The sequence below is a fragment of the Chryseobacterium taichungense genome (genome assembly GCF_900109935.1).
In the GTDB taxonomy this organism is placed as follows: domain Bacteria; phylum Bacteroidota; class Bacteroidia; order Flavobacteriales; family Weeksellaceae; genus Chryseobacterium; species Chryseobacterium taichungense.
Genome location: NZ_FOBV01000011.1, coordinates 45,183 through 58,237, shown reverse-complemented (window position 1 = coordinate 58,237; position 13,055 = coordinate 45,183). Strand labels below are relative to the sequence as shown.

Below are 13,055 nucleotides of genomic sequence, written 5' to 3'. Positions count from 1 at the left end.
GCAAAGATAGAATAAATTCTTTTACCTCCAAAACTTTCCCGGAAAAAAATTAAAATTTTTACATTTTTTATGTCCGACCCCCTTTATTACATTTCATTTTATTACTTTTACATCGTTAATTAATATGATATGGAATTACAAGGAACGGTAAAGAAACTTTTTGATGCTCAGACATTTGCGAGCGGTTTCCAAAAAAGAGAAATGGTTATTTTGACTCAGGAGCAGTATCCACAGCCGATAAACATAGAATTTTTGTCTGATAAGATCAGTTTATTGGATAATCTGAAAGAAGGCGAAAACGTAAAGGTAGGAATCAATATCAGAGGAAGAGAATGGGTTTCTCCGCAGGGCGAAACGAAATACTTCAATTCTATTACAGGATGGAGAGTAGAGAAAGTTTCTGATAATGCTTCAGAACCTACACAGGCAGCACCTTCTCAGTCTGCATCTTCGGTTTCCAATGAAAATCCTTTCGCCGGAGACGATGATGACGATTTGCCATTTTAATTAAAAAATACTATTGAAATACAAATCCTGCTTTCTTAAGTGGGATTTTTTTTCCTGAAAAAATGATTCGATTAGACGAAAACGAGATTTCTTTTCCCGATCCGGAACGGTATGACGGCCACGAAGGCGTAATTGCTTTCGGTGGCGATCTGTCGGTAGAAAGAATTTGGTTTGCTTATCAGCACGGTATTTTTCCCTGGTACAATCCGGGTGAAGAAATTCTCTGGTGGTGTCCCGATCCAAGGTTTGTACTGTTTCCTGATGAGATTAGAGTTTCAAAATCAATGAGGAAAATTCTGGACCGGCAGGTTTTTTCATTTTCTGAAAACAAAAACTTCAGAGAGGTGATAAAAAACTGTCAGGAGATCAGCAGGAGAGGGCAATCAGGAACCTGGCTTTCGGATGAATTGATGGAATCTTTTATTAAACTTCATGAATACGGTTTGGCAAAAAGTATCGAAGTTTGGCAAAACAATGAACTGGTAGGCGGATTTTATGGGCTTCAAATCGGCAATGTTTTCTGTGGGGAAAGCATGTTTGCGAAAGTAAGTAATGCTTCAAAAGCAGGATTTATTCATTTTGTTGAAACTCATAGAAAAGAACTTGAATTAATTGACTGTCAGTCTCATACTGATCATCTGGAAAGTCTTGGTGCAAGGATGATTCCTAAGCGGGAATTTCTGAAAATTTTACATAAAAATAATGAACGCAGATAGAGAAAAATGGATTCTTCTGATCTTCCTGAGTATGATTTGGGGATCATCTTTTATTTTAATTAAAAAATCTTTGGATCACTTTAGCCCGTATCAGGTAGGCGCATTAAGAGTTCTTATTGCCGGAATTATCCTGATGCCTATTGCGATCTCCAAATATAAGCTCTTTCCGAAAAAACACTTGAAATGGCTTTTGCTCGCTGCTTTTACGGGAAATTTTATTCCTATGTTTCTTTTTCCTATTGCGGAAACTGAAGTCAGCAGCAGTATTGCCGGAATAGTGAATTCTATGATGCCGATCTTTGTGATTATTGTTGGCGCTCTGGTATGGAAATTTGAAACCACAAAGCGGCAAATAATGGGAACTTTGATAAGCTTTATAGGTGTTTGTCTGCTGGCTTTCGGTGGTAATGCGGAAAGTGGGACATTTAAACTGATTCCTATTCTTTTGCTCTTGCTGGCAACTTTATGCTATGCGGTAAGCACGACTACGGTAAAATCTAAATTAATGGAAGTTTCTTCCACGGTTTTATCGGCTTTTGTTTTTTCATTTGTGTTATTTATACCTTCACTGATAGCACTTGTTTTTACAGGATTCTTTTCAACATTCAGGGCTGATAAGGATCATATGATAGGGCTGATGTTTGTAAGCTTGCTGTCCGTTTTTGGAACCGGATTAGCAATGATGATGAATTACCGCCTGCTGAAAGTATCATCTCCTCTATTTGCGTCTACAGTAACATTACTGATGCCTATCGTCGCCATTATCTGGGGGATTATTGATGGTGAGAAGCTTTCTGCTTTGCAGTTTGTCGGAGCGGGAATTATTATAGGAGGTCTGATCTTTCTACGGAGTAAGCCTAATATTGTAAAAAAATAAATCCCGCACTATTTGCGGGATTTTTTATTGTCAGTTTAATGATAAATTGATATAATTATCCTTCAGAATTTTTCTTCTTTACTTTTGCTTTAGCCTTCTTTACTTCATCTTTTATAAAAGGATATTTCTTCTGCATATCCGAAACGAGAGAAGGATCAAGTTCCAAAGCGTAGATCAGTGTATTCTTTCCTTTTTCCTGATCTTTCAGGTTGAAGTAGCAATTGCTAAGCTGATAGTATAATTCTGCTCTGTGATGCGATTTTACGGCTTTATTTAAAACCAAAATAGCTTCTTCATATTCACCCAATAGCATCAAAACCTCAGAATAGGCATACCAGTTGTAAAATCTTGAAGGTTCTGCCTCTACCAGCTTTTTAAGGCAAGCCAGGCTTTCCTCAAACTTTCCTGCATCAATGAATAGGAAGGCCAGTCTTTTCTGGTAATCAAGATTGTTTTCATTAAGATGAGTCGCTTCCCTTGCAAAATGTAAGGCTTCTGTCATTCCACCCATTTCTTCATAGATGTAAGATTGCTCCATCATCGCAAGGTAGAACTGTGGATCTTCTCTTAATGATTTCTGAAAAGCATTTAAAGCAACAATCGGTTGTTTTAAAGCTTTATAGCAAAGTCCGATTTTATAGAATGTAAATGCTTTTGTGTATTCCAGTTCAAGCATCTCTTCATAAACGGCAATTGCTTTTTTATAATCACCCAACGCTTCATAACAAGCTGCCTTATTGGCATAAACTCCTACTGAACTTGAATTGATGGCCAGTAAATAATCATAACCTTTAATTGCTTCTTCGTAATTTTTCCTGTTAAAGTAAAATTGTCCATACTCAAACCAGGCAATTTCAGAATAGGCATATTCATCCAGATATTCATTCAGAAAGGCAATTGCCTCATCACTCTTATTTAAATCTGAAAAGCACACCATACAGTTTTCCAACGCATAATCGTCGGTTGGATCTTCTTTCAGGGCTTTTCTGTAATGTTTAAGAGCGTTAAAAGGATCTCCAAGATTCACATATTCATCAGCAATAAAGTTGTGGAGAAAATTTTCTTCTTCTTTCAGCTCTAAAGCTTTTTTACAGATATCAATCGATTTTCTCGGATTTCCCAAATTCGAATAATACTTTGCATAGCAGACCAAAAAATCTGTATTTTCCATAGAAGAACCTTTCAATTCGTCGATCAGCTCTTTTGCCGTATTATAATCTTCCCATTCCAAAAGAATTTCAAGTTTTTTGATCTTGATGTCTAAGGAATTGGGGTGAAGCTTCAGACCATAATTGACTGCAGTATCTGCATAATTAAAATCTCCCAGCTCCAGATAATAAACAATAATGTCTTCTAATTCTTCTGTATCAAAGTAGAATTCATCATTATTTTCCATCATTTCCTCGAACTTTTTTACAAGTTCATTTCCAAAATATTCTTCCAATATAAAACAGTTTTAAGATTTAAGACCAGAGATATGAGATATACTAATACTCGCTTCTGAAAATCTTAGTTTTAAATTTAATAATAAATACGATTAAAATGATGAAACAGATGTTAATTTTTATTAAATCAAGCTATTGATTTTAGCTATCATTTCATCACCCAACCTGTCGGCTTCCTCTTGTGATTTAGCCTCTGTATAAATCCTGATAATAGGTTCCGTATTAGATTTTCTCAGGTGAACCCAGTTGTTTTCAAAATCTATTTTTACGCCGTCTATCGTGGATACCTCTTCATTTTGATATTCTTTTTCCATTTTAGTTAAAATATCATCTACGTTAATCTCCGGAGTCAGCTCTATTTTCTTTTTACCCATAAAGTAACTTGGGTATCCGGCTCTTAGCTCAGAAACTGTTTTGTTTTCTTTCGCCAGATGCGTTAAAAATAAAGCAACCCCTACCAAAGAATCTCTTCCATAATGAAGATCAGGATAGATGATTCCTCCGTTCCCTTCGCCACCGATCACGGCATTTTTCTCTTTCATTAAAGTGACCACATTTACTTCTCCTACCGCACTGGCAAAATACTCGGAATTATGGTTCTTTGCTACATCTCGTAATGCACGGCTAGATGACAGGTTGGAAATGGCAACACCATTTTTGTTTTTTAGCAAATAATCTGCTACAGCGACCAGCGTATATTCTTCCCCGAACATTTCACCTTTTTCATCGATTAGCGCTAATCGGTCTACATCCGGATCAACCACGATTCCGAAATCTGCTTCTTCTTTTTTTACCAACTCACAGATGTCTCCCAAATGTTCTTTCAACGGTTCAGGATTGTGAGGGAAATGTCCTGTCGGCTCACAGTATAATTTTATCGTTTCGCAACCCAGCTTATCCAGAAGCATCGGAATAGCAATGCCTCCTGTAGAATTTACCGCATCAAGAACGACTCTGAATTTTTTAGCCTTAATAGCATCCACATCGACCATCGGCAGATCGAGAATCTGCTGAATATGAATGTCAAAAGCATCATCCCTTGTTTCATATTTTCCCAGATCATCTACTTCTGCATAGTTGAAATCTTCACTTTCTGCAAGCGCTAAAACTTCTGCACCGTTTTCTCCGCTGATGAATTCTCCTTTATTATTGAGCAGTTTCAGGGCGTTCCACTGTTTTGGGTTATGAGAAGCAGTCAGGATAATTCCTCCGTCGGCTTTCAGTTCCGGAACCATGATTTCTACAGTTGGCGTAGTCGATAATCCAAGATCAATAACATTAATTCCCAATCCCTGTAGTGTAGCGGTAACCAAAGAAGAAACCATCTGCCCGGAAATTCTCGCATCTCTACCGATAACGAGAGTAAGGTCTTTTTTATTGTTGTTATTCTGAAGCCATGTTCCGAATGCAGAAGCAAATTTTACTACATCAAGTGGCGTAAGGTTATCATTTACTTTTCCTCCGATGGTTCCACGGATTCCTGAAATACTTTTTATTAGTGACATTTATTTTTTCTTAGTTTGTTTTAGAATTTTCTTTTCATCTCCTCCAGTTTCCGCTGAATTTTTTTGATATCTTCTAATGCTGGAAGACTTTCAGGTTTTATACCCCTTTCTCCTAATATCTTTCTTACCGCCAGATTATTTTCTATATGTTCATTGGTAATTTGAAAATCTCCATTCAGATCTTTTTCAACTACATTATGGCTGGTCAGTTCAGTAGCAAAATCTTTGGCTTTAATCGTTAATGTCGGAAGAAAATCAGCTAATGAACGAGTTTGCGGAACGTTCATTCTTTTCTTCATATCATTTGTCGTAAAACCGCCGAACAAAGCCTGATCTCCTTTAGACCTGATTACAGAAAAGCTTTTTTCATCAACACCTCTTTCATAAATAATTCCTGAAAGTTTCTTTTCTGTTTTTGATAATTTTTCCCTTGCTGTTACTCTCTCAACATCCAACAGCCTTTTTTCTATAATTTCCTGTCTTCTTGTCTGGACAGCAAAATAGGTTTGAGCAAAAGCAATTTCAGATTTTGAAGAATCTCCATTCTGTGCAATTAAATAGCATCCATATCGTGTTAAAGCAATATCAGGAATTTCTCTTTGTGCTCCCTTAGCTAATTCTATCATTTTCCCGATATCGGCAAAATGATCAGAAACCTTTCCTCCAACATTATCACAGGCCTTCTTAGCTTTTTCAATAACCTTTAGAAAATTATCCCACTTTGTATAGTTAAGGATTTCCTGCAAGTCTCTTGCGCTCCAGCATTCTATGTCATTATACTGATGTGAAGCATTCTCGAACTTTAAAAATAGCTCTTCGATCAATTCTTTTTTCATGTATTCCTGTGTATTTTTTACAAAAATAAATAAAAACTGAATCCTAAGAATGTTTAGTTTTCCACAAGAACATTATTTTTTTATGAACAACCGCAATCCTTATCGCAGTTTGTTCTTTTAGAGCTGAACTTCTTCGATGCGAAATTCTTTTTAAGTATCCTGAACAAAGAGTAACATGCAAATGTCACAACCAGGAGAACAATAATGTATTGTAAAATTAAGGAAGAATCCATTATTTTAAGATTTGATATGCAAACATGGACACAAAATATGCCAAACCTGTCATCATCACCACCTGAAAAGCTGTCCATTTCCAGCTTTTGGTTTCTCTGTAGACTACTGCGAGTGTAGAAACACACTGCATTGCAAACGCATAAAACAAAAGGACTGAAATACCAGTGGCAAAGCTGAAAACTTTTTCGCCATCCGGTTTCACGTCTCTTCTCATTTTATCAATTACTTTCACTTCCGGGGCATCGTCCTCAAGGCTGTATAAGGTAGACATCGTTCCTACAAAAACCTCTCTTGCAACAAAGCTGGTCAGGATCCCAACGCCCATTTTCCAGTCGTAGCCGAGTGGGGCAATCACAGGTTCAATTTTTTTCCCCATTTTGGCAAGGTAAGAATGATCAAGCTCGACATTAGTCGCTACAAACTGATCCGGTTTCTGTTTAGGGCCGAAATAGCTTAGAAACCAAATGATAATGCTCACAATGAAAATAATTTTCCCTGCTCCTGTAATGAAGTCCCATACTTTTCCCAAAACCATTTTAAAGTCGTACCCAAAAAGTGGTTTTTTATAGGTAGGCAAATCCATTACAAGGTAGGTTTTTCCTTTATTTTTGATAAATTTATTAAGAATTGCGGCTGAAAATAAAGCGACTACAAAACCTAATAAATACATTCCCATTAATACGAGGGCTTTATATTTTATTCCTAAAAATGCTCCGTCAGAAATAATTAAACCAATAATAATACTGTAAACCGGAAGCCTTGCAGAGCACGTCATGAAGGGGGTTACCAGAATTGTTAATAATCTTTCTTTCAGGTTCTCTATATTTCTTGTTGAAATGACTGCCGGAATTGCACAAGCTGTACCGGAAACCAGAGGAACAATACTTTTTCCGTTCAGTCCGAAAGGGCGAAGAATTCTGTCCATTAGAAATACAACTCTGGCCATGTATCCTGAATCTTCGAGCAGGTAAAGGAAGTACAATAAAATCCCGATCTGTGGTGCGAAAATCACAATTCCGCCAATTCCCGGAACAATTCCGTTGGAGATCAGTGAATTTAAAGGGCCTTCTGGCAAATGTTCTCCTGTAAAAGCGGAAAGCCATGAAAAGAAATCATCGATCCAGTTCATCGGGTATTCTGCCAGGAAGAAAACGCTTTGAAAAATAATCAATAAAATCAACATAAAAACCACATATCCCCAGAATTTATGAACGAGTATTTTATCTAATTTTTCAGTTAATAATTCTTTAAACTGAGGTTTTTTAGAAATAACATCAGATAATATTTTGTCAATATGCTGATATCTTCTTACGGTTTCCTGTACTTGTAATCTTTTTGGAACAAGGCTTTTCGAGTCAGGCTCATTGATCTGCTCGACAATAGAATTTATTTTTCCCAAGTCTGTTCCCAATGACAGTGTAAGCCATGTTTTGTATTCATTTTCAATGCCTTTGTGTGCGGCGACTTTATGAATAAAATCCTTATGCTCAGCAGGTGTTTCAAAGGATTGTACGGATGTTTTTACGAAATCATTCTTTAAAACAGCTTCTTTTATTTCATCAATACCTATCTGTTCTTTGGCGTTGGTCTGGATAATTTTTATTCCCAAAGAATCAGAAAATTTCTGAATGTCTATGGAAATTCCTCTTCTTTCAGCCTGATCGATTTGATTAACTACCAAAATCATCGGGATTCCAAGATCCTGGATTTGCTGAAATAAAAGCAACCCTCTTTTAAGGCTTAAAGCTTCAAGAATGTAGATAACTCCTGCGTAATCTTTCTGATTATTCATCACAAACTTCGAGAAAATAGCTTCATCTTCCGAACTTGGATAAATGCTGTAAGACCCCGGAAGGTCTACTACTTCCACCTCCTCCTTTTGATATGTATAATACCCGGAATGGCTGGCGACTGTTACGCCTGCATAATTCCCGGTTTTCTGCTTTTTATTACAAAGCGCATTAAAAACCGTTGATTTTCCGACGTTAGGATTTCCGACTAAGAGTACCTGTTTTTTATGATTTCCCTGCATCAATTCAATTCTTCAACAATAATAAAGTTGCCCTCTTCTTCACGAAGGGCAATACGGCTTTTCTCTTCACCGAATTCCACATACATCGGCCCTTTGAAAGGCGCCTGATAAAGAATCCTGAAGAAGGTTTCCGGAAGAAGCCCCATTTCAATGATTTTGTTAGGCATTTTAAGGCTGTCGTTATCATACCCTAAAATCTTTCCCATTCTGTTTTTGGGAAATCCACTTAATTTATGTAAACCCATCTCTTTCAAAGCCAAAATTTTGTATGCAAATATACGCTATTTAAATTTAATCTAAATAACAAGTTTGTATGAAAGAAATCAACCCAAATGCAAAAATGCATTTGGGTTGATTCTAAATATAATTAATTAAATATGAATGTCTATTTTTTCTTCTTATCTGCAGACGGTGCTGTAAGCTCAATAGGATTGTCGTTGGCATTAAAGAAATCCTTATACATTTTCTCCTGTCTCTTCATCATATCTCCAATCGTTCCATCCATTCCCGGGATTGTTCTCGACATGATTTCCTGTGTCATCATTGGTCTTGCTGATGCGAAAGGATCTTTTTTAAAGTCATTGAAAGTTTTTTCAAATTTCTCTCTCGGCATATCGGTTACTTTAGAACTCATCCCGGAAATTTTTTCAGCATAAGAAAGCTCTTCCCAATTCTGAACTTTTTTATTTCCTTGTAATGTCCATGAGTAATTTTTCCCGTCATCTTCAATTTTAACAATAAGTCCCGGAAGTCCCGAAAATTTGTATGGTCCGTCCTGAAAAGGAAGATCTGTAGTAAACAAGGCAGTCCATTTTCTTCCTCCGAAATCAGCAGTCGCTTTTTGAGCGTTGTAAGGGCCTATTTTTTCTTTTTCATTCGAAATTTTCCAGTCAAATTTGATGTTTTCAGTATAAGAAATACTCATCGGTGTAAAACCGCTTGCAATTCTGTCAATGTATTCTACCTTCATATCCGGATAGTGCTTTACGATCTTTTCTGAAAACTTAGGCATTCTGATGGTTTTCGATAAGTCCTTGAAAACACCTGATTTTTGCATTGCTTCAATTTGCACTTTCATTATAGAATCCTGTCCGATCACTGTATAATCTCTATAAACAGATCTGTCTTTCACGATATCAAGTGCGGTTAATACTTTTTCAAGTTTGGCGGAATCTTTTTTAGGCTTAAAAGTAAGTTCATAGAAAAAACGGTTGGCGGTTTCCTTAGAATCATTGTCCTGAGCGCTTGCAAATGCAAAAAGAGCGATAAAAAATATTGAAAATAGCTTTTTCATTGTTTTCGAATGTTTATATGATATTAGTTAATGATGTTTAGTTTTTGTTACAGCTTTTTGCAAATTTTCTTTTTACAAAATATTCTAATGTGATTTTAATCTCTTTAATCACATTTTAATTTCATTCCAAAGAACTTTTAATCTGGTCATTTTAGTTTTGTATCATCGGAAAAGATAAATATGAACCTAAATCTTAAAATATGAACAAGACGATTTTAATAGCCACGGATTATTCTCTCGAGTCTCTTAATATCCTTAAAAAAGTAATGAGAGAGAAAGATGCTTCGGAAGACAAGAATCAGTATAATATTCTTTTGGTTTCAGGATATGATACGGGAGATTCGATCAGAGATCTTCTGTTTAATACGAAAAGCACGATTTTCAATAAGCTCCGTCCTGAGGAATTTTGTGAGGCTTATGGAATTATTAAAAATAAATATCCTCATCTGATCAATAAAATTGTGTGTGATATTTTCACGGGAAGCTTTCAGAGGACGTTTAATAACTATGTGAAAGCTGAAAATATTGAGGAGGCTTACTATTCGCCATCAATCAAAAGTAAAGGGAAAGGAAAATTTGACCTTATCCCATATATCAAAAATTGTAAAGATCTTAAAAGCTACGAAATTTCTGTAGAGCTTCAGAAGCGTCTTCCGGAAAAAGGAAGATTGGCAGAAATCTTTGCAGAAGCATAAAATCGAATAATTAAAAATAAAGAAAATGTTAAGGAATTATAGTAACAGCAGGACGTTGGGAGACAACATAAGACTGGGAACGCTGACTGCCTTTACGGCGGGTACTATAAATATTGCTTCTCTGTTGATATTCCTCTCATTTACGTCAAACGTGACGGGGCATTATGCAATTCTGGCGGCAGAAATCAGTAAGGCAAACTGGTCACAGGTTGCTGTAGTAGGATTGTGGATCTTCCTTTTTTTCTTCGGAGGATTTGTGTCAAACTTTATTGTGATCAATTTCAATAAAAAAAGCAAGTATTTTGCGCATGCTATGCCTCTCGTACTTGAAATAATATGTCTCCTGTTTGTGGGAGTTTACGGACAGTTTTATTACCGAAAAAGCCTCGAAGAAACTCAGTATTTGGTAGCGGTAATGCTTTTTGCAACCGGTCTGCAGAATGGGTTAACGGCAAGTATATCAAATTTTTCCGTGAAAACCACTCACCTTACGGGTACTACTACCGACCTGGGAATTCTGTTCTCAATGTTTACTCAGAAAAAATTCAGAAAAAATGGTGAATTGGTGGGAAGGGCCAAACTGCTGATGAGTATTATGGTTGCCTATGTTTTGGGCGCGGTTTTCTCAGGGCTTACCTATTATTATCTGGAATTCAGGGTTTTCTATGTGATCAGTCTGTGTCTATTGGTTGTTATTGGCTATGATGCTTATAAAATTCATCTCAGACATTTTAATACCCAATACAGATACAGTAAAATTTATAAAAAACCGAATCTGTTAGCTTTTCTTTATGATAAGATTCACGGATCTTCAGAGATTAAGCAGAAAAACGAGAAAAAGAGAAAGCTCATTTTTGAAGAGTAATTTCTTTAACCCTAAGACTTCATGTGTAAGTAAAGATAAATATCAGTATTAATTTTGTGTAAACTAGCTGTGAATCAATCCTCTAATTGTATAGTGCAATTGGGGGATTGTATTTTAAAAAAAGACTTTCTTTTGGCTGTTTTGCCGGAATTTTCCCTGAGGTTACCCTGTTAATATGTTGATAATTAAATTTTAATTCAGCGCTTTATTGTTTTAATTCTTATTCTGAATCCCTATTTTTGTAAGTTGATTTACTTTTTTATGTCAGATATTATTCAGCTTTTACCGGATCATGTAGCCAATCAAATTGCGGCAGGGGAAGTCGTGCAGCGGCCTGCATCCATTGTAAAGGAACTTTTGGAAAATGCCATTGATGCCGAAGCGACAAAGATTGAACTGATTGTAAGAGATGCCGGAAAAAACCTGATTCAGGTAGTGGATGACGGAAAAGGAATGTCGGAAACAGATGCCAGAATGGCTTTTGAAAGACATGCCACCTCCAAAATCAGAGGGACAGAAGATATTTTCAAAATTGCGACGAAAGGGTTTCGTGGGGAAGCACTCGCTTCTATTGCGGCAGTTTCTCAGGTAGAACTGAGAACGAAGCAGAAAGACGCAACGATAGGGACCAATATTTACATAGAAGGTGGTGTATTTCAGTTTCAGGATCCTATCCAGACGGCAGACGGATCCAATTTTTTAGTAAAGAACTTATTTTATAATGTTCCGGCCAGAAGAAAATTCCTGAAAAATAATAATATCGAATTCAGGCATGTTATTGATGAGTTTCAAAGGGTAGCATTGGCGCACGAAAACCTTGAGTTTTCCCTGTTTCATGATGATGAGGCGGTTTTCAGACTAAGAAAAGGAAGCCAGATGCAGCGTATTGTGGATATTTTCGGGAGAAAACTGCAGCCACAGCTGATACCTATTAAAGAAGATATTATCTGGTGCAAGCTTCACGGATTTGTTGCGAAACCTGACGGCGCCAAGAAAACAAGAGGAGAACAATTTCTTTTCGTGAACGGAAGATATTTTAAAAGTCCGTATTTTAATAAAGCAGTGCAGGAAGCTTTTGAAGGATTGCTGCTACCGGGATATATTCCTACATTTTTCCTTTTCCTCGAGCTGGATCCGGAGAAAATTGACGTTAATATTCATCCTCAGAAAACAGAAGTGAAATTTGAAGATGAACATCTGATCTTTGCCTTGCTGCGTTCTACCATCAAAAGATCGTTGGGTATTTATAACGTGGCGCCGAGCCTTGATTTTGAAAGAGATCCTCAACTGGATGAAATCATGCAGAAAACATTCCCAAGCAAAGGCAACGGAGGTGGAAGCGGATTTGTAAAGATGCCGGAAATTATTGTGGATAAAGACTACAATCCGTTTTTAGAAGAAAGAGGGGTAAAGCAGGCAGAAATCCAGAATCTCGCAGAAATGTACCATCAGAATATTTCCGCTGAGCCTTCGAAGATCAATTTGTTTGAAGATGAAGATTTTGATGAAGACCTGATGAGGCTTCCGAATGGGTACTGGCTATTTAACAAAGGCGATAAAACCCTGATGCTGGATCTTGGAAGAATGCACAGACTGGTGGTTTCAGAAAATTCAAAACCCGTAAAAAAGGGAACAACAAACAGCCATTCATTACTTTTCTCTCTTGAATATCATATGAATGAGATCGAAAAGAATAAATATAAATCGATCAAGAAATTTCTTCCCGAATTGGGCTTTGAGATGAGTATTGCTCATGAAAGCGTGCTCAGAATCGATGCTGTGCCTGAGGGACTGAAAGAAACCCAGGTGATGAAGTTTCTGGAAAATCTTTTCGATATTCTGGAGTACAAAACGGAAGAAGAATTCATGCAATATTATCAGAACCAGTGGAATAAAATGCAGTCGAAGTCAAGATTTGATTTTATCTATAAAAAAGATGCGGAACAGCTGATCAGAGATTTTACAGCATTAGGTTTCCCGGAATTTTTACCAGATGGGAAAAGATGTTTTTTTGAAGTTCCGTTTAATGATTTTAAAAATAAATTTTAA

At 36.6% G+C, this 13,055-nt stretch carries 11 protein-coding genes and 1 pseudogene; 6 read left to right on the top strand and 6 right to left on the bottom strand.

The genetic code is table 11. The annotated features are described in order from the left end of the window. Nucleotides 1-129 precede the first annotated feature (129 nt). From BMW64_RS18375 to BMW64_RS18365, 3 genes are all read left to right on the top strand, one after another. Nucleotides 130-507: a DUF3127 domain-containing protein gene (locus BMW64_RS18375; RefSeq protein WP_066438267.1), complete on the top strand. Its 378-nt coding sequence runs from the start codon at nt 130-132 to the stop codon at nt 505-507. Nucleotides 508-569: 62 nt separating this feature from the next. Then, nucleotides 570-1,223 carry a leucyl/phenylalanyl-tRNA--protein transferase gene (gene aat / locus BMW64_RS18370; protein ID WP_090001810.1) on the top strand — a complete coding sequence of 218 codons (654 nt, stop codon included), beginning with the start codon at nt 570-572 and terminating at the stop codon, nt 1,221-1,223. Then, nucleotides 1,210-2,100, top strand: a complete 891-nt coding sequence (locus BMW64_RS18365) for a DMT family transporter (protein ID WP_090001808.1) — start codon at nt 1,210-1,212, stop codon at nt 2,098-2,100. The genes aat and BMW64_RS18365 overlap by 14 nt, the downstream gene beginning before the upstream one ends. A 55-nt stretch (nt 2,101-2,155) precedes the next feature. Here BMW64_RS18365 and BMW64_RS18360 read toward each other — a convergent pair whose 3' ends face one another. The 6 genes and pseudogenes from BMW64_RS18360 to BMW64_RS18335 all read right to left on the bottom strand — a co-directional run bounded on the left by BMW64_RS18360 (nt 2,156) and on the right by BMW64_RS18335 (nt 9,446). Continuing rightward, a complete protein-coding gene (locus tag BMW64_RS18360) occupies nt 2,156-3,544 on the bottom strand; it encodes a tetratricopeptide repeat protein (protein WP_090001806.1) in 1,389 nt (462 codons plus the stop codon). 123 nt (nt 3,545-3,667) lie between these two features. Continuing rightward, nucleotides 3,668-5,050, bottom strand: a complete 1,383-nt coding sequence (gene glmM / locus BMW64_RS18355; RefSeq protein WP_090001804.1) for a phosphoglucosamine mutase — start codon at nt 5,048-5,050, stop codon at nt 3,668-3,670. After that, nucleotides 5,051-5,886, bottom strand: a pseudogene (gene dinD / locus BMW64_RS18350) (DNA damage-inducible protein D). A 232-nt stretch (nt 5,887-6,118) separates the two neighbouring features. Then, a complete protein-coding gene (feoB, locus tag BMW64_RS18345; protein ID WP_090001800.1) occupies nt 6,119-8,152 on the bottom strand; it encodes a ferrous iron transport protein B in 2,034 nt (677 codons plus the stop codon). Continuing rightward, complete coding sequence (locus BMW64_RS18340) at nt 8,152-8,397, bottom strand: FeoA family protein (RefSeq protein ID WP_090001798.1); 246 nt, start codon at nt 8,395-8,397, stop codon at nt 8,152-8,154. The genes feoB and BMW64_RS18340 overlap by 1 nt, the downstream gene beginning before the upstream one ends. Nucleotides 8,398-8,537: 140 nt before the next feature. Next, nucleotides 8,538-9,446, bottom strand: coding sequence for a GLPGLI family protein (locus BMW64_RS18335; protein ID WP_090001796.1), 909 nt, complete (start codon nt 9,444-9,446; stop codon nt 8,538-8,540). Nucleotides 9,447-9,646: 200 nt separating this feature from the next. Here BMW64_RS18335 and BMW64_RS18330 point away from each other — a divergent pair, with 200 nt between their 5' ends. The 3 genes from BMW64_RS18330 to mutL all read left to right on the top strand — a co-directional run bounded on the left by BMW64_RS18330 (nt 9,647) and on the right by mutL (nt 13,055). Further along, entirely contained in the window at nt 9,647-10,141 is a 495-nt protein-coding gene (locus BMW64_RS18330; protein ID WP_090001794.1) for a hypothetical protein, read from the top strand. A 25-nt stretch (nt 10,142-10,166) separates the two neighbouring features. Beyond that, the gene (locus BMW64_RS18325; protein WP_090001792.1) at nt 10,167-11,006 is read left to right on the top strand and encodes a YoaK family protein; all 840 of its coding nucleotides are present in this window, start codon (nt 10,167-10,169) and stop codon (nt 11,004-11,006) included. A gap of 261 nt (nt 11,007-11,267) precedes the next feature. Beyond that, nucleotides 11,268-13,055 (top strand): DNA mismatch repair endonuclease MutL, encoded by a 1,788-nt coding sequence (gene mutL, locus BMW64_RS18320; RefSeq protein ID WP_090001790.1) that lies wholly within the window; start codon nt 11,268-11,270, stop codon nt 13,053-13,055.